Origin of the sequence: Streptomyces sp. cmx-4-9 (assembly GCF_046548835.1) — a bacterium.
Classification (GTDB): domain Bacteria; phylum Actinomycetota; class Actinomycetes; order Streptomycetales; family Streptomycetaceae; genus Streptomyces.
In genome coordinates this window covers 688,486-714,614 of record NZ_JAEBEE010000001.1, presented here as the reverse complement: position 1 = coordinate 714,614, position 26,129 = coordinate 688,486, and the positions used below count along the sequence as shown (strand labels likewise).

23 protein-coding genes are annotated in these 26,129 nt (G+C 73.2%); 11 read left to right on the top strand and 12 right to left on the bottom strand.

The features are described from left to right. Positions 1-3: 3 nt before the first annotated feature. Positions 4-1,122: a glycosyltransferase gene (locus tag ACLJTM_RS03400; RefSeq protein WP_411101805.1), complete on the bottom strand. Its 1,119-nt coding sequence runs from the start codon at positions 1,120-1,122 to the stop codon at positions 4-6. Next, a complete protein-coding gene (locus ACLJTM_RS03395; protein WP_411101804.1) occupies positions 1,119-1,658 on the bottom strand; it encodes a WcaF family extracellular polysaccharide biosynthesis acetyltransferase in 540 nt (179 codons plus the stop codon). Before ACLJTM_RS03395 ends, ACLJTM_RS03400 begins: the two co-directional genes overlap by 4 nt. Positions 1,659-1,764: 106 nt before the next feature. Between ACLJTM_RS03395 and ACLJTM_RS03390 the strand changes: the two genes are divergently transcribed. Beyond that, a complete protein-coding gene (locus ACLJTM_RS03390) occupies positions 1,765-3,264 on the top strand; it encodes a hypothetical protein (protein WP_411101803.1) in 1,500 nt (499 codons plus the stop codon). 24 nt (positions 3,265-3,288) lie between these two features. Here the strand turns inward: ACLJTM_RS03390 and ACLJTM_RS03385 are convergent, their stop codons facing one another. The 3 genes from ACLJTM_RS03385 to ACLJTM_RS03375 are packed head-to-tail and all read right to left on the bottom strand — an operon-like array spanning position 3,289 to position 7,477. Next, the gene (locus tag ACLJTM_RS03385) at positions 3,289-4,524 is read right to left on the bottom strand and encodes a hypothetical protein (protein WP_411101802.1); all 1,236 of its coding nucleotides are present in this window, start codon (positions 4,522-4,524) and stop codon (positions 3,289-3,291) included. Beyond that, on the bottom strand, positions 4,521-6,275 hold the full coding sequence (locus ACLJTM_RS03380) for a lipopolysaccharide biosynthesis protein (protein ID WP_411101801.1): 1,755 nt from the start codon (positions 6,273-6,275) through the stop codon (positions 4,521-4,523). The genes ACLJTM_RS03385 and ACLJTM_RS03380 overlap by 4 nt, the downstream gene beginning before the upstream one ends. Beyond that, a complete protein-coding gene (locus tag ACLJTM_RS03375; protein WP_411102266.1) occupies positions 6,272-7,477 on the bottom strand; it encodes a glycosyltransferase family 4 protein in 1,206 nt (401 codons plus the stop codon). Before ACLJTM_RS03375 ends, ACLJTM_RS03380 begins: the two co-directional genes overlap by 4 nt. A gap of 172 nt (positions 7,478-7,649) precedes the next feature. On the opposite strand from ACLJTM_RS03375, the gene ACLJTM_RS03370 reads away from it, so the two are divergent. Beyond that, complete coding sequence (locus tag ACLJTM_RS03370) at positions 7,650-8,138, top strand: adenylyltransferase/cytidyltransferase family protein (RefSeq protein WP_411101800.1); 489 nt, start codon at positions 7,650-7,652, stop codon at positions 8,136-8,138. Here the strand turns inward: ACLJTM_RS03370 and ACLJTM_RS03365 are convergent. Both ACLJTM_RS03365 and glgX read right to left on the bottom strand, forming a co-directional pair. Then, a complete protein-coding gene (locus tag ACLJTM_RS03365) occupies positions 8,119-8,841 on the bottom strand; it encodes a CDP-alcohol phosphatidyltransferase family protein (RefSeq protein WP_411101799.1) in 723 nt (240 codons plus the stop codon). The two genes, ACLJTM_RS03370 and ACLJTM_RS03365, sit on opposite strands and share 20 nt — an antisense overlap. A 156-nt stretch (positions 8,842-8,997) precedes the next feature. After that, positions 8,998-11,376 (bottom strand): glycogen debranching protein GlgX, encoded by a 2,379-nt coding sequence (glgX, locus tag ACLJTM_RS03360; RefSeq protein WP_411101798.1) that lies wholly within the window; start codon positions 11,374-11,376, stop codon positions 8,998-9,000. 203 nt (positions 11,377-11,579) lie between these two features. On the opposite strand from glgX, the gene ACLJTM_RS03355 reads away from it, so the two are divergent. The 8 genes from ACLJTM_RS03355 (at position 11,580) to ACLJTM_RS03320 (ending at position 21,307) form a co-directional block, all read left to right on the top strand. Continuing rightward, positions 11,580-12,776, top strand: coding sequence for a L,D-transpeptidase (locus tag ACLJTM_RS03355; RefSeq protein ID WP_411101797.1), 1,197 nt, complete (start codon positions 11,580-11,582; stop codon positions 12,774-12,776). Between the two features lie 130 nt (positions 12,777-12,906). Further along, positions 12,907-15,063, top strand: coding sequence for a choice-of-anchor A family protein (locus tag ACLJTM_RS03350; protein WP_411101796.1), 2,157 nt, complete (start codon positions 12,907-12,909; stop codon positions 15,061-15,063). A gap of 138 nt (positions 15,064-15,201) precedes the next feature. After that, on the top strand, positions 15,202-15,933 hold the full coding sequence (locus ACLJTM_RS03345) for a L,D-transpeptidase family protein (protein ID WP_411101795.1): 732 nt from the start codon (positions 15,202-15,204) through the stop codon (positions 15,931-15,933). 133 nt (positions 15,934-16,066) lie between these two features. Then, entirely contained in the window at positions 16,067-17,305 is a 1,239-nt protein-coding gene (locus ACLJTM_RS03340) for a L,D-transpeptidase (RefSeq protein WP_411101794.1), read from the top strand. Between the two features lie 87 nt (positions 17,306-17,392). Further along, on the top strand, positions 17,393-18,160 hold the full coding sequence (locus ACLJTM_RS03335) for an enoyl-CoA hydratase/isomerase family protein (RefSeq protein WP_411101793.1): 768 nt from the start codon (positions 17,393-17,395) through the stop codon (positions 18,158-18,160). 232 nt (positions 18,161-18,392) lie between these two features. After that, positions 18,393-18,896 (top strand): ATP-binding protein, encoded by a 504-nt coding sequence (locus ACLJTM_RS03330; RefSeq protein WP_411101792.1) that lies wholly within the window; start codon positions 18,393-18,395, stop codon positions 18,894-18,896. Positions 18,897-19,340: 444 nt separating this feature from the next. Further along, positions 19,341-20,126, top strand: a complete 786-nt coding sequence (locus tag ACLJTM_RS03325) for a polysaccharide deacetylase family protein (RefSeq protein ID WP_411101791.1) — start codon at positions 19,341-19,343, stop codon at positions 20,124-20,126. Further along, the gene (locus ACLJTM_RS03320) at positions 20,123-21,307 is read left to right on the top strand and encodes a YncE family protein (RefSeq protein ID WP_411101790.1); all 1,185 of its coding nucleotides are present in this window, start codon (positions 20,123-20,125) and stop codon (positions 21,305-21,307) included. Before ACLJTM_RS03325 ends, ACLJTM_RS03320 begins: the two co-directional genes overlap by 4 nt. Before the next feature lie 104 nt (positions 21,308-21,411). Here ACLJTM_RS03320 and ACLJTM_RS03315 read toward each other — a convergent pair whose 3' ends face one another. Both ACLJTM_RS03315 and ACLJTM_RS03310 read right to left on the bottom strand, forming a co-directional pair. After that, positions 21,412-22,650, bottom strand: a complete 1,239-nt coding sequence (locus ACLJTM_RS03315) for a cytochrome P450 (protein ID WP_411101789.1) — start codon at positions 22,648-22,650, stop codon at positions 21,412-21,414. Then, positions 22,631-23,434 (bottom strand): tRNA-dependent cyclodipeptide synthase, encoded by an 804-nt coding sequence (locus ACLJTM_RS03310; RefSeq protein WP_411101788.1) that lies wholly within the window; start codon positions 23,432-23,434, stop codon positions 22,631-22,633. Before ACLJTM_RS03310 ends, ACLJTM_RS03315 begins: the two co-directional genes overlap by 20 nt. Positions 23,435-23,688: 254 nt before the next feature. Here ACLJTM_RS03310 and ACLJTM_RS03305 point away from each other — a divergent pair, with 254 nt between their 5' ends. Beyond that, positions 23,689-23,901 carry an EF-hand domain-containing protein gene (locus ACLJTM_RS03305; RefSeq protein WP_411101787.1) on the top strand — a complete coding sequence of 71 codons (213 nt, stop codon included), beginning with the start codon at positions 23,689-23,691 and terminating at the stop codon, positions 23,899-23,901. A 53-nt stretch (positions 23,902-23,954) separates the two neighbouring features. On the opposite strand, the gene ACLJTM_RS03300 is transcribed toward ACLJTM_RS03305, so the two are convergent. From ACLJTM_RS03300 to cbiQ, 3 genes are read right to left on the bottom strand one after another with little or no spacing between them, the layout of a single operon-like run. Further along, complete coding sequence (locus tag ACLJTM_RS03300) at positions 23,955-24,515, bottom strand: PadR family transcriptional regulator (protein WP_411101786.1); 561 nt, start codon at positions 24,513-24,515, stop codon at positions 23,955-23,957. A 9-nt stretch (positions 24,516-24,524) separates the two neighbouring features. Next, positions 24,525-25,382, bottom strand: a complete 858-nt coding sequence (locus ACLJTM_RS03295) for an energy-coupling factor ABC transporter ATP-binding protein (protein WP_411101785.1) — start codon at positions 25,380-25,382, stop codon at positions 24,525-24,527. Further along, positions 25,379-26,128, bottom strand: coding sequence for a cobalt ECF transporter T component CbiQ (gene cbiQ / locus ACLJTM_RS03290; protein ID WP_411101784.1), 750 nt, complete (start codon positions 26,126-26,128; stop codon positions 25,379-25,381). Before cbiQ ends, ACLJTM_RS03295 begins: the two co-directional genes overlap by 4 nt. Position 26,129: the final 1 nt, after the last annotated feature.

Sequence of the window (26,129 nt, the reverse complement as noted above, 5' to 3'; positions counted from 1 at the left end):
GGCTCAGGCCCGGGCCGCCGACCCGTACACCGGGAGCAGGGTGTCCAGGACCGAGTCCATCGAGAAGGAGCCGGCGGCCAGCTTGCGGGCCGCCGCCGAGGCCTCCCCGTTCGCGACCGGGTCCAGCAGCGACAGGACCGCCGCCGCCACGCCCGACGGCCCCGGCTCTACCGCCCGGCCCGCGCCGGCCGCGGCGATGTCCCGGGCCAGCCCGTTGGAGTGGGTGACCACCGCGGGGACGCCCACCGCGAGGGCCTCCAGGACCGACATCGGGAACGGTTCGTCCACCGACGGCAGCACGTACACGTGGGCCCGGCGCAGCTCGGCCAGCACCTGTGCGCTCGACAGGGCCCCCGGCACCGTGAACCGGTCCGTCAGGCCCAGCGCCCCGATCCGGGCGCGTACCGCCGCCAGTTCGCCCTCGTCCGGGCCCGCCACCGTGAAGTGCGCCGCGGGGTGCGCGGCGAGGACCGCCGGAGCGGCGTCCACGAAGTCCACGGGCCGCTTGCGGGCCTGCAGGCGCGCCGAGTAGAGAATCCGCGGCGGCCCCTGCGGCGCGGGCCGCTCCTCCTGCGCCGGGGTGCCGTTGACCAGGCGGACGGCGTTCGCCAGCGGGGAGCCGGCCACCGCGTCCAAGCCCTCCCGCTCGTGCGGGGTCAGGTACAGCACGGCATCGGCGCCGCGCAGCAGCCGGCGTACGGCCACCGCGTCCAGGACCTTCGCCAGCAGCTTCCCGCTCGGGTCCACCATCCCGTGGGTCTGGAGCACCAGCGGCCTGCCGGCCCGCAGCGCCGCCAGGGCCACGGGCAGGGTCACCAGGTCCCGGGCCAGGTGCACGTGGACCACGTCCGCGTCCCGCACCAGCCGCCCGGCCGAGGCCAGCAGGGCCGGCGAGGTGATCCCGCTGAAGCCCAGCGGCAGCAGCCGGCGGGCCGGGAAGAGCTTCGCCGGTACCCCTTCGACCTCCGTCGGCCACGGCGCGGGGAAGCCCTCGCCCAGCGCGAGCAGCCGCGCCTCGTGCCCGCGGGCCCGCAACCCCTTGGCCAGGTTCAGCGCGACCCGGACCGGGCCGCCGAAGGCGTGCGAGGGGGAGTGCAGGGTGACGGCGTGCAGGACTCTCACTTGGGCTCCTCCACCGGGCGGCGCCGCCCGTCCTGGGCCTGCAGGGTCAGCTCCGGCAGGTCCTTGTGCACGACCGAGCCGGCGCCCGCGACGGCGCAGCGGCCCACGGTCACCCCGGGCAGCACGGTGGCCCGTACCGCCACCCACGCCCCGTCCTCGACCACGATGGGGGCGTTGCGGTAGCGGAAGTCGGCCGCCCGGTGGTCGTGCGAGCCGGTGCACAGCAGCGCCTCCTGGGAGACGCACACCTGCGCACCGATGGTCACCGGCTCCAGGTTGAGCAGCCAGGCGCCCTCCCCGATCCAGGTGTGGTCCCCGACGGTGAGCTTCCACGGCCACAGCACCCGCACCCGGTGGCGGATCAGCACGCCCTCGCCGATCTGCGCCCCGAAGGCCCGCAGCAGCGCGACCCGCAGCCGTGCGGGACAGAACCAGGCCATGAACAGCGTGTTCATCACGGCGAACCAGAGCGCCTGGGTCAGCAGCCCGCGCCCCTTGTCGTAACCGGCCAGCGTGAAGGCAGGAAGATCACGCAACACAAGCCCCTTCGTCCACCCCCGGGCGCCTCCCCGGGCGCCGCCCGCTCAGACTAGACTGCGCCCGGACCAGGCACAGGGGGTGGGGGCGGCAGTGGCAACGGACATGCGCAGGCCCCCCGTCGCCCCTCCGGTGGGACCCGCCCCCGACGAGGTGCAGTGGGGCAGGGCCACCCTCCCGCGGACCCTGCTCTCGCGGGCCCTGTCCGTCCCGCTGATCCTCGGATTCACCGTCTTCCTCCCGCTGTTCGTCGCCGCCCAGTCCGGTGCGGGCCGCCACGACGCGGCCTTCTGGCTCCAGCTCCTGCTCACCATGTATGCGGGCGCCCGGCTCTCGGCGATGGTCCTCACCAGCCGCCGCAAGCTGCTCCAGGGCTCCTTCTGGCTCTTCGTCTACATGGCGATGGGGGTGGCCCCGCTGGCCCAGGCCGTCCTCGGCCAGGTCCCGACGCCGGTGGTCGGCCCCCGCTCCGACCTGACCCTCGCCATCGGCCTGGTCCTCCTCGGCTGCACCGCCTTCGACGTGGGCGTGCTGCTCGCCCGCCACCGGCCCGCCGGGCGGGCCGGCGGCTCCCGCAAGGAGGCGCGCCCCGTCATGGCGCACCGGCGGCGGCTGCAACTGCTCACCGTGCTGGCGTTCGGGTGCAGCGCGGCCTTCGTGATGAAGCTCGGCGGCCCCGCCGTGTTCTTCTCCAGCCGCCAGGAGATCATCGCGGGCATCGAGGAGGCGGGCGTCTCCAACGGCGACGGCCAGGCGGGCCAGGCCCTGCTGCGCGGCTTCGGCACGGTGCCGGCCCTCCTGGCCCTGCTGCTGTACACCCGGTGGCTGATCACCTCGAAGTTCGCCCGCCGCAAGGTGTCGGTCATCGTCACGTGGTCGGCGCTGGCCGCGCTGAACCTGGTGGTCAACAACCCGATCTCGAACCCGCGCTACTGGTTCCTCACCGTCATGTTCGCGCTGCTCTTCACGGTCTTCCCGGTGAGCGCCGCCATGTACCGGGTGGCCCTGTCCATGGCCGTGGTCGTGGCCCTGCTCGTCTTCCCCTTCGCGGACCGCTTCCGCTACGACGAGAAGAACTACAAGCCGGTCGAGACCACGTCCTTCCTGGAGCCGATGGCCCTCAAGGACTACGACCAGATCGGCATGTTCGCCAACACCATCACCTACTCGGACTCGGGCCCCGGCCACTTCTACGGCCGCCAGCTCGCCGGGTCGGTGCTCTTCGCGGTGCCCCGCTCGGTGTGGCCGGGCAAACCCCGCGACACCGGCGTGATGGTCGGCCAGTGGATGGGCACCGTCAACACCAACCTCTCCTCCCCGATCTGGGCGGAGCTGTGGCTCGACTTCGGACCGCTGGGCATGGGTGCCGGACTGCTGGCCCTGGGGTACGCCGCGGCCCGCGTCGACCGGCGCTACGCGAAACGGGCCACCCGCCGCTCCCCGCCGGGCAGCCTGATCTCGGTGGTGGTGCCGCTGGTCGCGGGCTACTCCTTCATCCTGCTGCGCGGCCCCCTGCTCCAGGCTTCGGGGCGGGTCGCGATCGCCGCGATGTGCCTGGCGCTGGTGGCCACGTACCGCCACGACAAGGGCACCACCCTGCGCTGACCGGCGGGCCCGTCCGGCCGGCGGTCAGGCCGTGGCGGCCGCCGCGGGGGAGGCGGAGTCCTGGCACGGCGCGGGCACGCGCAGCCGGGCGACCCGCCACCAGGCGGCCGCCGCCTTGAGCGCCGAGCCGGCGGCCAGCCCCCAGGCGGCGCCCGGCACCCCCGCCAGGGCGTAGCCGCCGAGCAGCAGCGCCACCGAGAGCAGCGAGAAGACGATTTGCAGGGACAGCGTGGCCCGCGGGTTGAGCACCCGCAGGGTCAGCAGGGCGCAGGTGCCCAGGCCCATCACGGCGTACTGGACGCCCGTGGCGGGCAGCAGCGCGGAGGCCGACCCCCAGGTGTCGCCGAGGAGTTGGCGCCCGAGCCGGTCCGGCAGCAGGTACAGGGCCGCGGCCCAGCCCGCGCCGAGCCCGGCCAGCACCAGCCCGAGCAGGGCCGTCGCCCGGACCGTGGCCCGCTTGCCGCCGAGCCGGGAGAGCACCGGCGGCCCGAAGGCGCCGGCCGAGGTGAACAGCACGTTCAGCGGCCCGAAGAGGGTGGTCGCACCGCGCAGCGCGCCGACCGCCAGCGGTGTGGCGAAGGCGCCCAGGCCGAGCACCGCGAGCTGGCTGGAGCCGTTGCCGACGGCGAACTCGACGACGAACCGCCGGCCCAGGTGCCCGCGCTGCAGGTACGGCCGCAGGGAGGCCCGGGCCCCGCGCACGTGGGGCCGCAGCAGCCACAGGCCCAGCGCCAGGGCGGGCAGCGCGGACAAGCCCCACACCAGGACCAGCCGGCCCGCCGAGGCCCCGGCGGGCTGCACGGCCAGCGCCGCGACCACGCACACCAGCCGCAGGGAGTCGGCGGCCAGGGCCCGTTCGGGGGCGCGCAGCGCGGAGAAGCAGTACCGCAGCACGTCCTGGAGCAGCACCAGCGGCAGGACCGCGCCCAGCGCGAGGAAGGCCCGCCCGGGGGACCCGGGCAGCAGCAGGCCGGCGAGCACCAGCACGGCCCCCGCGCAGGCCGAGGCGGCGGCGGTGAAGGCGGCCGCGGAGCGGCAGGCCGCGGCCGGCCGCTCGTCCTTCTCCAGGACCACGGTCTGGCCCACGTACGCCATGTTCAGCCCGAGGAGCACGCTGAACGCCACGTACACCATCGAGAAGTCGGCGAAGCCGGACGTCGAGGACAGCCGGGCGGCCAGCACCAGCACCAGGATGTTCGTGGCGCTGGAGGCGGCCTGGTCCAGGACCGAGGCGACGGCGGCGAGGCCGCGTCGGCTCATCGGCGGCCGGTGCGCACGGTGCGCAGGGCGACCGTGTCGGTGCCGTCCCCGGGGATGTGCTGCTCCGGTTCGGCCACCTCGTACGGGATCGGCTGCGGCGCGGGCCGGCCGGGGCCGGTCCCGTCGGCGGGCTTGTCCTCGGCCGCGGCCGAGTCCCGGCCCTTGCCGCGGGCGCGCTTCTCGCCGGGCAGCGGGGCGTGCAGCACCGCGCCGAGCACGGTGCCGCCGGCGCCGCTGATGAGTTCGCGGATGCGGGACAGGTCGGTGCGGTGCACGGCCCGCGGGTCGCAGACGACCAGGACGCCGTCGACGCGGTCGACGAGGGCGAGGGCGTCGGCGTACGAGAGCACGGGCGGCGCGAGCACGACCACGGTGGAGTTGGGGGAGTCGGCCTCCGAGACCAGCCGGGTGGCCCGCGCGGAGGTCAGGGCGCGGGCGACGTTGCGGACCCGCTCGCCCGGGATCAGGTCGAAGGCGCCGGACTCGCCGGCGTCCACGACGAGCTGGCGCCCGTCGGGCCAGTCGGTGTCCCCGTGCTTGGGTCCGGCCGCCGCCGGACCGCCGGGCATCTGGCTCCACCGCGGGCGGCCGCCGGCGTCGGTGGGCAGCTGGCTGGCCAGCACCGGGGTGCGCAGGTCGGCCTCGATGAGGAGCACGTCCTTGCCGGTCTCCGCGAAGGAGGCCGCCAGGTTCACGGCCACCGCGGCCGCGGTCTCGCTGCTGCCGCGCGGGGCGACCACCAGGAGCCGCCGCCGGTCGGCGAAGCGGGAGTCGTAGGCCAGCCGGAAGGCCACCGAGCGGTACTCCTCGGCCAGCCGGGGGTCCTCCTCGCCCGCGGCGAGCAGCGGGCCGCCGCCGGTCTTGTCCCGCGGCAGGTAGCCGAGGACGGGCGCGCGCAGGGCCCGGGCGACGTCGCCCTCGGAGCGCGGGGCGGGGTCGAACACGAGGCGGACCCAGGCGGCCAGCAGGCCGAGGGCCAGGCCCACGGCCGCACCGAGCGCGAGCGACATCGGGATGCCGGGGCCGTCGGGCGCGTGGGGGGCGGTCGCCGCGCTGGTGACCCGGCCCGGGGTCATGTCCAGGGCCTGGAGCTTGGCGATGTTGTTGTTGAGAGTGTTGACCTTGCTCTGCAGGTCGGTCTTGGTGACGTACGCCGCGTCGCGGGCGGTGCCCGCGGGCATCGTGCTGATCTGCTTGACGAAGTCGTCGAGCTGCTTGGCCACCGGGTCGCGCTGGTCGGTGTAGCCCTTGACCATCTGGTCGCGGGTCAGGTCGAGGGCCTCCTGGCGCTTGAGGAGGTAGGCCTCGGTCATCGCGTTGGCGCGCTTGGCGGCCTCCTTGGGGGAGGCGGCGGTGTAGGTGAAGCGGAGCACCATGGTCTGCGGCGGGTTGGTCACCTGGAGCCCGCTGCGCAGGGCCGCGAATCCGGCTGCGGAGACGCCGAGCTTCTTCGCGGCCTCGTTGGCGATGGAGGAGCTGAGCGCGACCTGGCGCTCGGAGCCGATGTTGATCGCCTTGTCGGGGGCGAGGCTCGGGTTGAACGGGTCGTCGGTGGGGGCCCGCAGCACGATGTCCGCGGTCGCGACGTAGGTGTCGGCCGTGGAGACCCCGAGGTAGACGCCGCCCAGCAGGCCTATTCCGATGCCCGCGCCGATGAGCCGCCGGTAGCGCAGGAGCTGCCGGAACTGGTCCCGGAGGAGGTCGGGTTCGTCCTCCGCCGGTGCCGCTGCCGGGCGATTCGTCTCGATCACGGCCGGGGCCCCCCAAGTGCTTCGTCCATCAGTGCGTCGATGCGTGCCAGGCCTGGCTCGCGGCTCAGGTGCGCCGCCACGTGGCGCGGCCCGGCCGCGCCCAGCGCGTCCGCGCCCGCCGGGTCCTCGGCGAGCGCCCGTATGGCCTTCAGCAGCGCCTCCGGGTCCTCCGGCGGTACGAGCACCCCGGCGCCCGAGCGTTCCACTTCCTGGGCGGTGCCGCCCTGCGCCGCCACGGAGGCGACGACGGGCCGGCCGGCCTGGAAGTAGGAGGTGAGCTTCGACGGCACGCTCATGTCCATCACCGCCGCGTGCTGGGTCACCGCGAGCACGTCCGCCGCCGCGAGGATATCCGGGAACTCGCCGTCGGCGGCAGGGGGGATGATGTCCAGATTCGGCACGTCGGCCGCGAGGTCGGCGAGGGCGGCCCGCTGACTGCCGTCGCCCATGAGGACGAAGCGGACATCGGGGTCCAGCCGGGCGGCGCCCACCAGGACCTCGAGGCCCTGCTTGAGGCCCATGTTGCCGGAGTGCAGCACGACCGTCTGGCCGGGGGCCCAGCCCAGGTGGCGCCGGGTTTCGCCGCGGGGCCTGGTGGGCAGGGCGACGTGCGACCAGTTCGGGACGAGCCGGATGCGGTCCGGGTCCACGCCCATGCCGACGACCCGGTCCACGAAGGTCTCGTGGATCACCCCGACCAGGGTGGCCCGCTTCAGGGCGTAGGCCTCGGCGCGGCCGGCGACCGCGGCCGCCTTGTCGCCGCCGCTGATCCCGCTCTGCGCGGCGGCGGCGCCCATCAGGTCCTGGACGACCGGGACGTACGGGACCTTCCAGCGCGCGGCGAGCCGGGCGGCCAGCACCCCGCCGGCCAGGCTGGGCATCTGCGCCATGACGGCGTCCGGCTTCGGCATGCGCGGCGGGGCCACCGACCCGTGCAGCAGAATCGATCCTTCAAAAAGGGCCCGCTTCACGGCGGTCTGCCGCGCCGGGACGGTGTGCGCACGCCGGTGCACCGTGACCCCCGCGCGCTCTTCCGTGCGCCTGAGCGCCCCCTTGTACTCCGGCTCCAGGGACCACGACGGGTAGTGCGGCATGCCCGCCAGGACGTGGGTCTCGTGGCCGAGATCCGCCCAGTGCTCCGCGATCTGGGTGGCGTACGGCCCAATCCCCGCGTGCTCGGGAGCGTAATTGGTGGAAACCAGCAGCAGGCGCCGGTGACCGGATCTCGACACTGAACGTCCCCTTCTCCCCTGGATGATGCGCACGTCACCCTATGCGTTCACCGGTACGGTGCGGAACGTGCACGCTATTGTCTGCTAATCCGCCACACCGGGGGGTGTGGCCTGTGGGGGGTAACAGATGACGGAGCAGGACATGTCCGACCTTGGCGCGCCGCCGCGCAGACCGTACCGGGTCGGCTACGCCCCCGGTGCGTACGATCTGTTTCACATCGGACATCTCAACATCCTTCGGCACGCCCGGAGCCAGTGCGACTACCTGGTGGCCGGGGTGGTCTCCGACGAGATGGCCGAGCGGGCCAAGGGGCGGCGTCCGATGATCCCGCTCGTCGAGCGGCTGGAGATCGTCCGCAGCGTCAAGTACGTCGACGCGGCCTTCGTGGAGACCGTCCCGGACAAGGTGGAGACCTGGAAGCAGGTCCGCTTCGACGTCATCTTCAAGGGCGACGACTGGCGCGGCACCCCCAAGGGCGACCGGCTGGAGGAGGACTTCGCCGCGGTCGGCGTCGACGTCGTCTACTTCCCCTACACCGTCCACACGTCCAGCACCCAGCTGCGCCGGGCCCTGGACGCGCTCGCGGCACCCCTGGCGGGTCCGGAGCAGCTCATCGCGGAACGGCGCTGAGCTCCCGGAACCACTTGGCGAGGAAGGCCGCCAGGAACAGCACGGCGACCACGCCGAGCCCGGCGTAGGCCCAACGGAACAGCTCCCCGCCGCCGAGCAGCAGGAACACCAGGCAGAACACCCCGTAGTCCACGGGCAGCAGGGCCACCGCGCGCACCGTCGACGGCGCGGCGGCCGGGCTCCCCGGAGCCGGCTTCGGCTTCAGCTTCTCGGTCAGCAGCCCCCCGAAGAAGGTGACGACGGAGGCGAACTGGAAGCCCAGCGGCACCAGCAGCCAGCCCGCGGAGCCCGTTCCGTACGCGTCGGGGAATCGGTGGAAGGCAATCAGCACGCAGCTGTGCAGGGCGGTGAGCTTGGCGCAGTCCACGACGTGGTCGAGCCATTCGCCCGCTGCACTGCCGCCCCCGCGCAGCCGGGCCAGCTGGCCGTCGGCCGAGTCGAAGGCGAAGCCGACGGCCAGGGCGGCCCACACGGCGAGCCCCAGTCCCCACGAGGGCGCGGCCAGCGCGACCGCCGCCACGGCGGCGAAGCTGAAGGCGCCGCTGACCAGCGTCACCTGGTTCGGGGTGAGCCCGAGGGCGTACGACCCGGCGGCCAGGTACCGCCCGGCCGGCCGGTTGACGAACCGCGAGTAGAGCGACACCCCCTTCGCCGACTTCTGCGCCCCGCGCAGCTCCCGCAGCGCGGTCCCGACACTCGCCATGCGTACCCCTGACCCCCTCGATGGAACGCGTGTTCCGATGGACGCGCGTACGACGCGCACATCATCGCAGGGCGGGGCTCCGACTCCGCGCCGGATGGTCCCGTCCGTCCGGAATCAGCCGGACGACGGCGCCCCGCCCCGGCCCGCCCGTCCGCCTCAGCCCGCCACCCGCAGCAGCAGCACCGACCGGGCCGGCACCGTCAGGACCTCGCCGCCCCGGTGCACCGTGCCCGGCGCCGCGGCCTGGTCCTCCCGTGAGGTGTCCAGGACGAGCTCGTACGAGGCCGCCCACGGCGCGCCCGGCAGCGACCACGCCACCGGGCGGTCCCCGGCGTGCAGCAGGGCCAGGAAGCTGTCGTCCGTCACCTGCCGGCCCCGCTCGTCACGGCCCGGGATGTCCCGCCCCGACAGGTACAGGCCCAGTGCTGCGGCCGGCGCATACCAGTCCCGCTCCGTCATCTCCGCCCCGTCCGGAGTGAACCACGCCAGGTCCCGCAGCCCGTCCGCGGCCTGCGGGCGGCCCGAGAAGAACGCCCGCCGGCGCAGCACCGGATGCTCGTGGCGCAGCCTGACCAGGCGGGCCGTCAATGCGAACAGCTCGGCCCAGGCCGGGTCCTCCAGCAGCGACCAGTCCACCCACCCCGTCTCGTTGTCCTGGCAGTACGCGTTGTTGTTGCCGCCCTGGGTGCGGCCGAACTCGTCACCCGCCACCAGCATCGGCACCCCCGTGGACAGCAGGAGCGTGGTCAGCAGGTTGCGCAGCTGGCGCCGCCGCAGCGCCGCGACCGCAGGCTCCGCGCCCTGCGGCGGCTCGCCCTCCACCCCGCAGTTCCACGACCGGTTGTCGTCGGTCCCGTCCCGGCCGGCCTCGCCGTTCGCCTCGTTGTGCTTGCGCTCGTAGGACACCAGGTCGCGCAGGGTGAACCCGTCGTGCGCGGTCACGAAGTTCACCGAGGCGTACGGACGCCGCCCGCCCCACGCGTAGAGGTCGCTCGACCCCGACAACCGGTACCCGAGGTCCCGCACATCGGGCAGCGCACCCCGCCAGAAGTCCCGTACGGCATCCCGGTAGCGGTCGTTCCACTCCGTCCACAGCGGCGGGAACGCCCCGACCTGGTAGCCGCCCGAGCCCACGTCCCACGGCTCCGCGATGAGCTTGACCCGGCGCAGCACCGGGTCCTGGGCGATGACGGCCAGAAAGGGGGACAACATGTCCACGTCGTGCATCGAGCGGGCCAGCGCGGCCGCCAGGTCGAACCGGAAGCCGTCCACCCCCATCTCCGTCACCCAGTAGCGCAGCGAGTCCGTGATCAGGCGCAGCACGTGCGGCCGCCCGGCGTGCAGGGTGTTCCCGCAGCCCGTGTAGTCGGAGTAGCGGCGCTGGTCGCCCTGGAGCCGGTAGTAGCCCCGGTTGTCGATCCCGCGCAGCGAGAGCGTCGGGCCCAGCTCACCGGACTCCGCCGTGTGGTTGTAGACCACGTCCAGGATGACCTCGATCCCGGCCGCGTGCAGCGCCCGGACCATCCGCTTGAACTCGCCGACCTGCTGCCCGGTCGTGCCGGAGGCGGAGTACGCGGCGTGCGGGGCGAAGTAGCCCACCGAGTTGTAGCCCCAGTAGTTGCGCAGGCCCCGGCGCAGCAGGTGGTCCTCGTGCGCGAACTGGTGCACCGGCAGCAGCTCCACCGCCGTCACCCCCAGTTTCACCAGGTGCTCGACCGCCGCGGGATGGGCGAGCCCCGCGTAGGTGCCGCGCAGCTCCGGCGGGATGCCGGGGTGGCGCATGGTGAACCCGCGCACGTGCAGCTCGTAGATCACCGAATCGGCCCAGGGCGTCTTGGGCCGGATGTCGTCCGCCCAGTCGTCGTCGTCGTGGACCACGACCCCCTTGGGGACGTGCCCGGCCGAGTCCCGGTCGTCGCGCACGGTGTCCGCGATGTACTGCTGGGGCCAGTCCCGGACGTGCCCGTACACCTCGGGGGGCAGGGTGAACTCGCCGTCCACCGCCCGCGCGTACGGGTCCAGGAGCAGCTTCGCCGGATTGAACCGGGCGCCCGTCCAGGGGTCCCACCGGCCGTGCACGCGGAACCCGTACCGCTGCCCGGGGTGCACGCCCGGCACGAAGCCGTGCCAGATCTCGTGCGTCAGCTCGGTCAGGGCGCAGCGGGTCTCGGCCCCGTCCCCGTCGAACAGGCAGACCTCCACCGCCTCCGCGCCCTGCGCCCACAGGGCGAAGTTGGTGCCCGCCGTCCCGTCCGGACCGCTGTGGAAGCGGGCCCCCAGGGGATGGGCCGAGCCCGGCCACACCGGCGGACCCGGGCGCGCGACCAGCCGGGGCACCTGCCCCCCGGCCCGGCCGTTCGTCCTGCCGTCGGGATGGCTGCCGGCCTGGCTCCCGGCGGGGGCGCCCGACCGGACGTCGGACCGGCGCCCCTCGGTCTGCGGTACGGGCACGGCAAGGCCGCTCCGCCCCGCTGCCAGGGCGTCCCCGGTGTTCAGGGCGGCTTCCACCGCCTCTTGCTCGGCTGCGCTCGACACTGCCCGCCTCCACGGCTCTGGGTACCGGCAGGGGAGGGGAGTGCGGCCCGGGCGTCCCGGCCCGGGCCCGCCCCCGTGTGGTCCTTCCCACTGTTCTGCCCGAACTGTTCTGCCCGGAACGTACGCCGTCCTCACGTTTCCCCCGGAGGGGCGCAGTCGTTGGACGGGTCGTGACACTTCTGACGAGGCGGGCAGGGGCGGGCTTGGCCGCCGTGGCGGCATGGGCGGCCCTCCTGGGCGGCCTGGCCGGATGCACCGGGGAGGGCCGCTCCCCGGTCGAGATCGCGCTGCCCGGGGAGACCCGGTCACCGGAGCAGGCCATCCGGATCAGCCCCGCCGACAACGCCAAGGGGGTGCCGGCCGACGGGCGGCTGGCGGTCAGCGTCCCCGAGGGCCGGCTGGAACGGGTGGTGGTCACCAAGGTGGAGGACGCCCAGGAGGCCCGGGTGCCGGGCGCCATCGCCGCGGACGGGCTCAGCTGGAGCCCCGACCCGTCGGCCGGCCGCCTCGCCCTCGCGGCCAAGTACACCGTGGACGCCGTCGCCCGCGACGGACACAACCGCCGCCAGGCCCGGCACACCACCTTCACCACCTACGTGCCCGAGGAGCGGTTCATCGGCTACTTCAAGCCCGAGCACCGCTCCACCGTCGGCGTCGGCATGATCGTCTCCTTCAACTTCAGCCGCCCCATCGAGCGCCGCGCCGAGGTGGAGCGCGCCATCACCGTCACCGCCAGCCCGCCGGTCGAGGTGGCCGGCCACTGGTTCGGCAACGAGCGGCTCGACTTCCGGCCGAAGCATTACTGGAAGCCCGGCACGGTCGTGACCGTGCGGCTGAAGCTGCGCGACGTCGAGGGCGCGGCCGGCTCGTACGGGATCCAGGACAAGACCGTCAGCTTCACGGTCGGCCGGTCCCAGATCTCCCGGGTGGACGCCGAGGCGCACACCATGGAGGTCCGCCGGGAGGGGGAGCTGCTGTCGACCGTGCCGATCACCGCCGGCGCCCCCAAGACCACCACGTACAACGGCAAGATGGTCGTCATGGAGCTGTTCGACGTGACCCGGATGAACGGGCAGACCGTCGGCTTCGGCGGGGAGTACGACATCCCGGACGTCCCGCACGCCGTCCGGCTCACCAGTTCCGGCACCTTCCTGCACGGGAACTACTGGGCCAGCCCCGAGACCTTCGGCTCCACCAACGTCAGCCACGGCTGCGTGGGCCTGCGCGACGACAAGGGCGGCGGCTCGGACACCCCGGCCGGCTGGTTCTTCGACCGCACGCTGGTCGGGGACGTGGTGGAGGTCGTCAACTCGCAGGACAAGACGGTCGCCGCGAACAACGGCCTGGGCGGCTGGAACATGTCCTGGACGGACTGGGTGGCCGGCTCCGCCCTCGCCTGACCGGTCCGGCTCTCCCGTCCGGGTGAATCGTGTGATCAGAACGCCGTAGCGGCCGGTGTCCTGACGCCGCCGCACCGGTGCCCGACCCCAGCCTGTCAGGGCACGCAGCGCAGGCGACGGACGGAGCACCATGTCAGCAAGGAACTGGACCCTCGGGCTCGCGGTGGGAGCCGTACTGGCGGCCGCCGCGCCCACGGCCCTCGCAGCGCCCTCCGCCCTCGCAGCGCCCCCCGGCGCCGAGCGGCCGGCGGCGGCGTCCCTCCGGGCCCCGCTGCCCGGCGGGCTGGGTCCCTGCGCCCCCGCGCCCCCCTACCCGTGCCCCGACCCGTACCCGCCCATCGGCACCGACGCAGTCCCCAAGGGCCGGGACAACGGCGTCAACATCTTCGTCGGCGGGGACTTCCGGGTCCGGGAGCGCGTCTCCGAAGCCGAGGGCCGGATCGTCGTCCTCGGCGACTTCGACCAGGACAAGTCCGGGCCCGACCGGCGCTACAACGTCGGGATCGTCGGCGCGGGATCGCTGGTGCCCCCGCCCCCCGGAGCGGACTTCCTCACCACCGGCGGCGACATCACCGTCGCCCCGGGCCAGCGGCTGCTGGCCGACACCGGCGCGGTCCGGTACGCGGGCACCCTCACCGGCACGGTGACCGGCACCCTGCGGCCCGACCCCGCCGCCGTCGCCCCGTACGCAGGACTGCGCGACCGGCTCAGCGAGGCCAGCCAGTGCTACGCCCGGGTCGGCGGACAGCCCCGCCCCGCCACCGGCACGGCCGTCAACGAGGGCCACCGGACCGTCCTGCGGGGCGACGGCGCCTCCCGCCTCCAGGTCTTCACCGTGGACGCGGACCTCGCCGGCCCCCGCGGCGCCCAGCAGGGCATCGTCTTCGAGCGGATCCCGGCGGGCGCCACCATCCTGGTCAACGTCCTGGGCGACGCACGCACCGTCAGCACCTACAGCGGCGGCATCCAGGACACCGATCCCCTCAACGCCCACCGCGAGCGGCTGCTGTGGAACTTCCCCGACGCCACGCGGATCGACCTGAACGGCACCGGCCAGTTCCAGGGCAGCTTCCTGATGGGCCGGCAGGACTCGCAGACCGCCGTCCGGCTGCCCGGCATCAACGGACGCTTCTTCACCACCGGCTCGCTCACCCACACCAGTGACCCGCGCGGGGGCGGCGGCCAGGAATTCCACGCCTACCCCTTCAACGGCGACCTCCCCGACTGCGGCCCCGGCCCGCAGCCGGTGACCGGGGCGGTCTCCGTCCTCAAGCACGACGAGGCGGGGGGCGTGCTCTCCGGCGCCCGGTTCGAACTGTGGCGTGAGAGCAACGGCCGCGCCGGTGCGCAGTTCACCGGACCGGACCAGGACACCCGCCTCGCCGAGTGCACCACCGGCGACGACGGCCTCTGCACGCAGGACGGGCTCGCACCGGGCCTCTACTACTGGCGCGAGACCGCCGCCCCGGCCGGATACGAGCTGCCGGCCGACCCGGTCTTCCCGGTGCGGCTGACCGAGCAGAACGCCCCGGCCGGCGCCCGCGCCGAAGCGGTCAACTCCCGGCGCCCGGACCCGGCCACCGTCGAGGTGACCCTGCGCAAGACCGGCCGGGCCGGCGCGCCGCTGCCGGGGGCGCGGTTCGAGCTCTGGCGTGAGAGCAACGGCCGCCCGGGCCTGCAGACGGACGGCGGCCGCCCCGACACCCGGCTCGAAGGGAGCTGCCTGACCGGTGACGCGGGCACCTGCACGGTGGAACTGCCCGCGGGAGGCTCGTACTACTGGCGCGAGACGTCCGCCCCGGACGGTTACGCCCTCCCGGCCGACCCGGTCACGCCGTTCGACGTCGACGAGGCGGACGCGGCCGGCGCCCTGGTGGTGGACGTCGCCAACGAGCCCGAGGGCGAGGACGCCGAGGGCTCGATCCGCGTCCTGAAGAAGGACGCCAAGACCGGCCGTCCGCTGCGCGGCGCCGTCTTCGAGGTGTGGAAGGAGACCAACGGCACCGCCGGCCTGCAGACCCGCGGCATCAACGCCGACCGGTCCGCCGGCCCGGGCTGCGCCACCGACCGGTCCGGGGCCTGCGAGTTCACCGGCCTGGAGCAGGGTGCGTACTACCTCCTGGAGACGGCCGTCCCCGAGGGGTACGTCCTGCCGGCCGAGCGGGTGACCGGGCCGCTGCGGCTGGACGCGGACACCCCGGAGCACCGGCTCGTGGTGACGGTGGAGAACGCGCGCGACGACCACGGCAAGGGCGGCGGCAAGGGCGGCACGGGCTCCCGGGCCTGACCGGGCCGCACCGGACCCGGCGGGGTGCGCCGGTGGAGTGAGGTCCTCACTCCACCGGCGCACCCGCGCGGGCCGCCCCGGGCCGGCGCGTGGTGGGCTGGCCGTGACGGCCCGGCCCGCGGGCAGGAGGAGGCGCGCATGGCGGCACGTGACGAACGGGGCACCAGGGGCGGTCCGGCGGCCGGACCGTGCCGCAGGCCCGTACTCCTCGCCCTGACCGTGCTCCTCGGCCTCGGGCTCTGCACCCCCGCGTCCGGCGCCCGCGCCGCCGAGGAGCCCTGCACCGCCGGCACGGGCCCCTACCAGCGCGAGTTGGAGGCCCATCTGGGCCGCCCGGTGGACGGGGTGCAGAGCCCCGCCGACTGCGCCGCGGTCCGGCGGTTCCAGCAGGCCCACGGCATCGAGCCCGCCGACGGGTACCCGGGGCTGGCCTCCTACCGCAGGATGGTGGCCGTCCAGGCGCGCACCGACCCCAACGCGGCGGGCGGCTGCCCGGTCCGCCCCGACCGGGTGACCTGCGTGGATCTGGAGCGCCAGCTGCTGTGGGTGCAGAGCGGCAGCAGGGTGGTCTTCGCGCCCGTGCCCGTCCGCACCGGCCGCGACGAGCAGGAGACCCGCACCGGTTGGCACGAGGTGTACTGGCGCAGCATCGACCACACGTCGACGCTCTACGACGACGCCCCCATGCCGTACGCCCAGTTCTTCGACGGCGGCCAGGCCCTGCACGGCCGGCCCGGCGACCTGTACGCGCACGGCGGCTCGGCCGGGTGCGTCAACCTCTCCGTCCCGGACGCCGCACGGCTGTGGGACCTGTTGGAGGAGGGCGACGCGGTCTACGTCTGGGGCGCCAAACCCGGTACCGAGGACTGACCGGCGGGCCCCTTGCGGACCTTCCCCGAGGGGCCCGGCACTTGGGACGGAACGGTGACAAGACCGTGCCTTTTCGTGCTCTCACCATGTGATTACCTGTCCGGAAGCGTGCGACTGTCCGCGCGCGGGGGACATGGGGAGAACACGAGTGAACCTGCAGCCGATACGCGGCCGCGTCCGCACCGGCCTGCCGGCCCTCCTTCTGGGGGCGGCCCTGCTGTTCACCACCGCCTGCGGCGGCGGCGGCACCGGGGGAAGCGCAAGCGGTGACGACGCCGGGGGCGGCAGCGCGAACACCGGCAACGAGGCGTCCAAGGCCGTGGTCGCCGTCAAGCCGGACGACGGCGCGAAGGAGGTCGCGACCAGCGGCGTCCTGAAGATCACCAGCACGGGCGGCAAGCTCACCACCGTGACGGTCGCCGACACCAAGGGCAACCAGGTCGAGGGCAAGGTCGCCGAGGACGGCGCGAGCTGGGAGCCCGCCCGCCACCTGGCCTCCGCCACCGAGTACAAGGTGCACGCGGTCGCCAAGGACGAGGCCGGCCGGGAGTCCGCCAAGGACACCACCTTCACCACCCTGACCCCGACGAACACCTTCGTCGGCCACTACACGCCCGAGGACGGGGCGACCGTGGGCGTGGGCATGCCGGTGTCGATCAACTTCACCCGGGGGATCACCAACCCGGAGGCCGTCGAGAAGGCCATCACGGTCACCGCCGAGCCGTCCGTCCCCGTCGAGGGCCACTGGTTCGGCAACGACCGCCTCGACTTCCGCCCGGAGAACTACTGGGCCGCGGGCACCAAGGTCACCGTGAAGATCGCCCTGGACGGGGTCGAGGGCCGCCCGGGCGTCTACGGCAAGCAGACCCGTACGGTCACCTTCACCGTCGGCCGCTCGCAGGTCTCCACCGTGGACGCGAGCGCGCACACCATGGAGGTCGTCCGCGACGGCCAGGTCCTCAAGAACCTCCCCATCACCGCGGGCGCCCCGTCCACCACCACGTACAACGGGCAGATGGTCATCACCGAGAAGTACAAGGTGACCCGGATGAACGGCGCGACCGTGGGCTTCGGCGGCGAGTACGACATCTCCGACGTCCCGCACGCCATGCGCCTGTCGAACTCGGGCACCTTCGTGCACGGCAACTACTGGGCGGCCGCGAGCACGTTCGGCTCCGAGAACGTCAGCCACGGCTGCGTCGGGCTGAAGGACGTCCGCGGCGCCGGCGACGCCGACCAGCCCGCCGCCTGGTTCTTCAACGAGTCGCTGATCGGCGACGTGGTCGTCGTGAAGAACTCCAAGGACAAGCAGATCGCCCCGGACAACGGCCTCAACGGCTGGAACATGGCCTGGGCGGAGTGGATCAAGTAGTCCCCCGCGCCCCGCGGTGAAGCCGGCCCGGTGCTGTGACACACAGCACCGGGCCGCTCTGCGTTAACCGCCGCTAACCTGGCCCGTATGACCCTCTCTCTCGAAGTCTCCGAAGGCGTCGGCACCCTCCGTCTGGACCGGCCGCCCATGAACGCCCTGGACATCGCCACCCAGGACCGGCTGCGCGAGCTCGCGGTGGAGGCCGCCGACCGGTCCGACGTCCGCGCGGTCGTCCTCTACGGCGGCCAGAAGCTGTTCGCGGCCGGGGCGGACATCAAGGAGATGCAGACCATGGACCACGCGGCCATGGTCGCCCGGTCCCGCGGTTTGCAGGACGCCTTCACCGCGGTGGCCCGGATCCCCAAGCCCGTCGTCGCGGCCGTCACCGGCTATGCGCTGGGCGGCGGTTGCGAACTGGCGCTGTGCGCCGACTTCCGGATCGCCGCGGACAACGCGAAGCTCGGCCAGCCCGAGATCCTGCTGGGCCTGATCCCGGGGGCCGGCGGTACCCAGCGGCTGTCCCGGCTGGTCGGCCCGTCCAAGGCGAAGGACCTCATCTTCACCGGCCGCATCGTGAAGGCCGACGAGGCGCTGTCCCTGGGCCTGGTGGACCGGGTGGTGCCGGCCGCGGACGTGTACGGGCAGGCGCACGCCTGGGCCGCGAAGCTGGCCCAGGGCCCGGCCCTCGCGCTGCGCGCCGCCAAGGAGTGCGTGGACGCCGGTCTGGAGACCGACATCGACACCGGCCTGACCATCGAACGCACCTGGTTCGCGGGCCTGTTCGCCACCGAGGACCGCGAGCGCGGCATGCGCAGCTTCGTCGAAGAGGGCCCGGGCAAGGCCACGTTCGTCTGACGGTCCTCCCTGTGGGTGGATTAGCCAGGCCTTAAGGGGGCCTTAAGGCGGCGGGGTGATCCACTCGCGGTGATCGTCGGGATGCGGTGGGTCACCGCAGGTCATCCCGCGTTTTTCGGGCCTCCGCTTGCCTCGTGCATATGACATGACGCCCCCTCGGAACCCCTGGATCCGAGGGGGGTTTTCCCGCGGAACGGCCCGGACGGGCAGCCCGGCCGTCCATGATGGGTGCATGGCGGGCCTGGAGGGTGTGGAGCAGCCGCGGCAGCGCAGCAGCGCGTCGGCCGTACGGCTCACGGCGGCACTTGAGGACGAACAGGGCCTCAAGGCGCTGGAGTTGTACGGGAACCCGGCTGAGGCGGAAGTGACGCTGCCGTCCGAGCCCGAGTCGGCCGGTACCGCGCGCCGCCTCACGCAGTGCGTGGTGGTGCGGATGTGGGGGCTCTCGCCGCAGATCGCCGAGCACGCCGTCCTGCTGGTCTCGGAACTCGTCGGCAACGCGGTCCGACACACCGGGGCCCGCTCCTTCGGCCTGCGGATGCTGCGGCGGCGCGGCTGGATCCGCGTCGAGGTCCGTGACCCCTCGCGCGGGCTGCCCTGCCTGATGCCGGTCCACGAGCTGGACACCACCGGCCGGGGGCTCTTCCTCGTCGACAAGCTCTCCGACCGGTGGGGGGCGGACCTGCTGCCGCGCGGGAAGATCACCTGGTTCGAGATGCGGGTCGCCGACCGCTAGTTCCCACCGGCTGCCACCGGCCGTGGGCCTGCGCAACCCTGCCGGCCGATGCCTGCCGGACTGCCCCCGGAAAGCCAGGAACCCCCTGTCGCCGTGGTGGGCGCTGCGGGGGTTCCATGGGTGCGCCGAGGATCGGTGGGGTGTGTGATCCTCGGCGTGGTCGACTTCGCTCGGGTCAATGGGAAGCCGTGCTTCCGACTATGGCAGACGGGAACCCCGAACGCCAAAAGTCCCAACTTGGACAGAAGTGTGCATATCCTAAGAGTTTCCACCTAAATCTTAGGTGAGGTGGGCCACTCACCTCACAATCACTGCATAAGTATCGACCGCTCTGTGTGATTCGTTGATCGCATAGCGGACGACCCTCGGGACGACGGCCCCGGACCGACGTCCCGAATTGGGTCAATCATTACCTTTACCGTCATCCACCCCTTAAATGGGCAGGTGCTCTGTTACCCAGACCGCCGTACGGCCCTGCGCGCCGCAGCGGCGGTCGCCGCCGGTGCCCTCACCGCCGCCTGCGGCACGGGCGGCCGCGGCGCCGCGCCCACCCCCGCCCGCTCCACCCCCGCCCGGGCGGCCCCGGACCGGCCCGCCGCGGCGGCGGCGCCCCGCCGCTTCCCCGGGCAGCCCGTGGAGATCGGCCACGGTCCCCGCAACCGGCCCGCGGTCGCGCTGACCTTCCACGGCAACGGGGACCCCGCCACCGCCCGGGCGGTCCTGGCCGAGGCGGAGAAGGCGGGTGCGCGGGTCACCGTACTGGCCATCGGCAGCTGGCTCGACGCCCACCCGGAGCTGGCCCGCCGGATTCTCGACGGCGGCCACGAACTCGGCAACCACACCCAGCGCCACCTGGCGATCAACGACATGTCCGAGGCGGAGGCCTACGCCGAGATCACCGGATGCGCCCAGCGGCTCAAACGGCTCACCGGCTCCATCGGCACCTGGTTCCGGCCCTCGCAGACCCGGTACGCGACCCCGCTCGTCCGGAAACTGGCGCAGCGGGCGGGCTATCCGCACGTCCTGTCCTACGACGTGGACTCCCTCGACTTCACCTCGCCCGGCGCCGCGGCCGTCATCCGCAACGTCACCGGGACGATCCTCAACGGATCGGTGGTGAGCCTGCACTTCGGCTACGCGGACACGGTCGACGCGATGCCACCCCTCCTCGAAGAACTCGCGCGCCGCCAACTGCGCGCGGTGACCACCACGGAGCTGCTGACCCCATGACGACCATCCGCCTTCCCCGGAAGGCCACCGTGCTGCTTGCCGGTCTGGTCCTCGCCGCCCTGGCCGGCTGCGGATCAGCCGACAAAGGGCCCGCCGAGGCGCTCGGCACCAAGGGTGCGGCCCAGCCCGCCAAGGTTCCGGCGGCCCCGCCGGGCCTGCCCGGCATGCCCCCGCTCCTCGACCCCCACGACGTCTACGCGGCGGACCGGCCGAACAAGCTCTCCCCGGTGGTCAAGGACTTCCCGTCCCGGATCTACGTGCCGAACACCAACTCCAACACGGTGTCCGTCATCGACCCGGCGACGTACCAGGTCATCGACACCATCCCGGTCGGCGTCCAGCCCCAGCACGTGGTGCCGTCCTGGGACATGAAGACCCTGTGGGTCAACAACAACCGCGGCCACACGCTCACCCCCATCAACCCGGCCACCGGCGAGGCCGGACAGCCGGTCGAGGTGCACGACCCGTACAACCTGTACTTCACGCCGAACGGCAAGTACGCCGTCGTCATGGCCTCGCTGGACAAGGAGCTGGTCTTCCGCGACCCGCACACCATGGACCGGGTCAAGACGGTCCCGGTGAGCTGCTTCGGCGTCAACCACGCCGACTTCTCCGCCGACGGCCGGTACTTCATCGTGAGCTGCGAGTTCTCCGGCGAGCTGCTCAAGGTCGACACCGAGCGGATGGAGGTCGTCGGACAGCAGAAGCTGCCGTTCGAGGGCGCGATGCCGCAGGACGTCAAGGTCTCGCCCGACGGGAAGACCTTCTACGTCGCGGACATGATGGCGCACGGCATGTGGGTGCTCAGCGGGGACACCTTCGAGACGCCCAAGCTGCTGCCCACCGGGAAGGGCTGCCACGGCCTGTACGTGAGCCGGGACTCCAAGGAGATGTACGTCTCCAACCGCGGCGAGGGCACGGTCTCCGTCTTCAACTTCCCGCAGAACAAGCTGACCAAGAAGTGGGAACTGCCGGACGGCGGCAGCCCCGACATGGGCGGCGTCTCCGCCGACGGCAAGGTGCTGTGGCTGTCGGGCCGCTACAACGACGAGGTGTACGCGATCGACACGGTGACGGGCAAGCAGCTCGCCCGGGTCCCGGTCGGCGGCGGCCCGCACGGCCTCGCCGTCTATCCGCAGCCCGGCCGCTACTCCCTGGGCCACACCGGCATCTTCCGCTAGTGCGGTGACCGTCCGCCGGGGCCGGCCGGTCCGCGCGGAACCGGCGGTGCCCCGGGAGCTCGCACAGCTCCCGGGACACCGCTCCGCGCTCCCGCGGCGCCGCGCTACCAGGCGACGGGGAGCCGCTCCGGAAGCCGCTTGATGAAGCCCGTGCGCCAGACCAGGTTCTCCGCGGGCACCGCGAGACGCAGTCCGGGCAGCCGATCGACCAGCACCTCCAGCGCGATCTCGGCGTGGGTGCGGCCCAGCGCGGAGGCCGGGCAGAAGTGCCGGCCGGCGCCGAAGGCCAGATGCGCGTTGGGGCTGTCGCGCTCCAGGTCCAGTACGTCGGGGTCCGCGAAGGCCGCCGGGTCGAAGTTGGCCCCCTCCAGCAGGACCAGGACCAGCTCGCCCTCCTTCACCAGGACGTCACCGACCCGGACGTCCGCCAGGGCGATGCGCGGCAGGCCGTCGCCGACGGACAGGTTCCAGCGCAGCAGCTCCTCCACCGCCCGGCCCGTGCGCTCCGGGTGCCTGCGCAGGTACCCGACCAGCTCCGGCCGCTGGAGCAGCGCGAGGACCGCGAGGACGAGGAAGGCGGAGGTGGAGACCGCACCCGCCCCGAAGAGGGAGACGGCCACGGTCGCGAACATCTCGTCGGTCAGGTGCGCCGACTCCGGGTCCGCCTCCTTGAGGTCGGCGAATCTGCCGAGGAGCCCCGTACGCTCCTCGGCGGGCAGCGCGAGCTGGTCGCGCAGCCGGTCGGCGAAGTAGCCGACGTCCTTGTACCAGTTGAGCGCCGAGTCGGCGAACGGCTCGCGCGCCGTCATGAAGGCCACGTCCAGCCCCGACATCAGCCGGCGCCGGTCCTCGTAGGGGACCCCGAGGATCCGGCAGTGCAGCGCCGCCGAGAACGGGTCGGCGAACCCCGCCCGCAGGTCCGCCGGAGCGCCCTCGGCGAGGATCTGGTCGACGAGCTCGCCGGCCGTGGCGCGCAACCAGTCCTGCAGCCCCTTCTGGCGCGGGTTGAGGGCCTTCATCACCGCGGTGCGCAGGCCGGCGCTGTTGATGTTGCCCATGTTGTTGACGACCTCGGGCGGGATCGTCAGCGCGTACTGCCGGGGGACCCCGGCGTTCGCCGTGTCCTTGAGGCTGAACCGGTCGTCCTCCAGCACCTGTCGGGCCAGCGCGTAGCTGCTCACCAGCCAGGCCGGGTCCCCGGTGAGGGTGCGGACCCTGGCGACCGGGGCCTGTTCGCGCAGCCGGGTGCACTCCTGCGGGAGCACGTCACCGCGCCGCGAGAGCGGGAAGTCGAGGAGCGGCTGCTCCGCGGTCTCCCGGCCCTCAAGCTGCTCGACGCTCATCGGTGATCCTTTCGGTCGGTACGTGGTCCACGTCGCCGGGGCGGCTCGGCCCCTCGGGCGCCGCATGGTCGGGCATCTCGCGCACGGGGGCGGCGGCCTCGGGGCGTACGACGGCGTACGCCTGGTTCCTGGTCGCGCGCAGGCCTCCGCCGCGGGCGAAGAGGACGTCGGTCAGCGGCATCCTGACGTGGTAGGCCGCCACCGAGGACGGCACGTCGAGAATGCTCGGGGTATCGACGAAGAACGGGAGCTCGGCTGCCATGTAGTCGAAACACACCTGCAACTGCGCAGCCGTGATCGATTCACCTTCCGGCAACTTCGACCCGACAAAGTGGAGGGCCATTTTCTCGCAGCCCTTACGGAATTCCGCGTCGGTCTCCAGGAAATGCAGCACCCGCCGGTGCAGCAGTTGGTACACGGGATTGCCCTGGAATTCGGACAGTGCCCTGACGCGAATCTCGGCGTGTGGGGCCCCTGATTCCTCCACACCCTTGAGAATCCTTCGCCGGACCGCCTTGATCTCTTTCGCGGCACGCTTCTCCGCGTGCTCCCGGGTGTAGCCGAAGGCGGCGAACATCCGGTCCACGTGGAGGTCTGCGTACACGAAGTCGACCTGCGCGAAGCGGGTCGTGGCCCACCGGGCGAGACCGGTGATGCGCTCGGAGCTGAAGTAGCTGTTCCCGGGACTCACTCCGATGAGCACATGGTCGCCGTCTTCCCAGATATGGCGGCAGGTGCGGGTGAAGGGCAGAACTTCGAATGATGCGTCGGCTGTGATCGTCACCTGTGTGATCGCCCTCATTGCCGCTTGTCCCTGGGAGCCCTGCGCTCCTGGTGTGGCGGCAATGCCGTTACGTTATGCCGTGATCCCGGAGCGTGACAAGTCCGGGCCGGATTTGTTGGCTGGAATTATCGCTTCCGCGTTACGGAAGGGTAAGTGAATTTCTATCTGCCGCTCGAACGGGACCCGCGCAGGGGGTGCCCCGCGCGGGCCGCTACCCTGAGCCGGTCAACAAGCACCAAGAAGGGGTGGACCCAGTGGCGGACATCGAGAGCGCGCGGGCGACGTTCAGCAAGTTCGACGTGAACGGTGACGGCTTCATCACGGCCGACGAGTACAGCGCGGCCATGAAGGCGATGGGCGACGCGTACGTCACCGGTTCGGTCGCGGACGCCGTGGTCGCCGCCAAGGACACGAACAGCGACGGCCTGTTGAGCTTCGACGAGTTCTGGGCCTCCCTGAACAAGTAGGGCCGCTCCGGCCCCGTACGCGCCTCCGTCCCCCTGCCCGGGGCGGGGGCGCGTCAGGCTGCCCGGGGGCCGTCCGGGGGCGTCAGGTCCTCGACCTCCGCGAGGGCCTCCTCCAGCCAGCTCAGCCAGAACGTCTCCAGGGCGATCCCGCCGTGCAGGACGAGCCGGCGCAGCCGGTCCTGCCCGGCGTCGCGCTCCGGCGGGAAGTCCTTGGCCTCGATGGCCTCGTACTTCGCCAGCTGCTCCCGGTGCAGCCCCAGATGGCGCCGCAGCTCGGGAGCGAGCCGCTGCGGCCCGACCACCGCCGCCGCGCGGATCCGCAGCAGCAGCGCATCGCGCAGCGGTTTGGGGTCCTGGCTCTCATCGACCCACCGGGCCAGCTCCGCGCTGCCGTCCGGCAGCACCTCGTACTCCTTCTTCTGCCCCCGTACGGGCACCTCGCTGGGCAGCGCCCGGATCAGCCCGGCCTCCTCCAGCCTCCCCAGCTCGCGGTAGATCTGCTGGTGCGTGGAGGACCAGAAGTACCCGATCGACTTGTCGAACCGCCGGGTCAGCTCCAGCCCCGACGAGGGCTTCTCCAGGAGGGCGGTGAGGATGGCGTGCGGGAGCGACATGCGGCCATCCTAGGGAGTGTCCGGCAGGCTCCTTCCGTCCCGTCCCCGCGCCCAGCCGGCCAGGGCCTCCGGGGCGCGCGGGCCGGGGGCGTCCGGGCCGAGGAGGCCGTGGGCGCGCAGCAGCGCGGTGACCGCCGGCGACCAGGCCTGGCGCAGGCCCGCGGAGAGCAGCAGCTCCGGGTCCGACAGGAGCTCCAGGGCCGGCCCGACGCGGATGCCCGAGGGGGTCAGGACGGCGGCGTCGTCGGCCCAGCGCACCGCCAGGTCCACGTCGTGGGTGGCCATCACCACCGTGGTGCCCTCGGCCCGCAGCCGCGCCAGGACGTCCAGCAGCCGTTCCTGCCCGTCCGGGTCCAGCCCGGCCGTCGGCTCGTCCAGGATCAGCACCCGCGGGGCCATCGCCACGGCCCCCGCGATCGCCGCGCGCTTGCGCTGGCCGTACGAGAGCAGGTGCGTCGGGCGGTCCCGCAGCGCGGTGATGTCCAGCGCGGCCAGCGCGGCGTCGACCCGCGCGCGGACCTCCGCGGCGGGCAGCCCCAGATTCATCGGGCCGAAGGACACGTCCTGCTCGACCGAGGCCGCGAACAGCTGGTCGTCCGGGTCCTGCACCACCAGCTGCACCCCGGTCCGCAGCCGGGTCAGCCCCGCGCGGTCGTGGGTGACGGCCGCGCCGTCGAGCCGCAGCTCGCCCCGGCCCGGCCGCAGGCCCCCGCTGAGCAGCCGCATCAGGGTGGTCTTGCCGCTGCCGTTGCGGCCCAGCAGGACCAGCGCGCGGCCCTGTGTGACGGCGAAGTCCACACCGGTCAGCACGGCCGGCCCGTCCTCGTAGGCGTAGCCCGCCCCGACGAGTTCCACCAGGCGGGTCACAGATACAGCTCCTTCACGGCGAGGGTCGTGCCGACCAGGACGGTCAGCAGGGCGGCGGTGGCCGTCAGGAACCGCCAGGACACGGTGGCCTCCGGGACCAGGACCCGCAGGGCGCCGTCGTAGCCGCGCCCCGCGAGCCCCTCCTGGAGCCGCCCCGCACGGTCGAATGCCCGCACGAAGGAGGTCGCGGCCAGCCCCGCCAGGGAGCGCCACACCGCCGCGCGGCTCCGCTGCCCGAGGCGGGCCGCCTGCGCACGGCGGACCTGCGCCATCGAGTCCAGCAGCAGGAAGCCGATCCGGTACATCACCAGGGCCACGTCCACCACGGGAGCCGGCACCCCGGCGCGCACCAGCCGCGGGAGCACGTCCGAGACCGGGGTGGTGAAGGCGAACAGCAGCACCCCGAGGGAGGCCGCCGAGGTGCGCAGCAGCAGTTCCCCGGCGTGCCGGGGGCCGTCGGGGGCCGGCGCCAGGAACCCGTCCGGCCCCCCCACCGAGACCAGCAGCGGCAGCGCCCCGGTGACGCAGAAGCCCAGCGGGACCCGGAAGGCCCGCCACAGCTGCCGCCGCGACACCCCCGCGGGTCCGAGCAGGACCGCCAGGGTCGCGGCGGCGACCAGCGGCCCGCCCGGCCACGGCGGCAGTCCCACCGCCGTGACCGTCAGCCCCACTCCCAGCAGGGCCTTCTCCAAGGGGTGGCGGTACCGCCAGCGGCTGCTGTGCGCCGCCACGTCGATCGGCAGCACC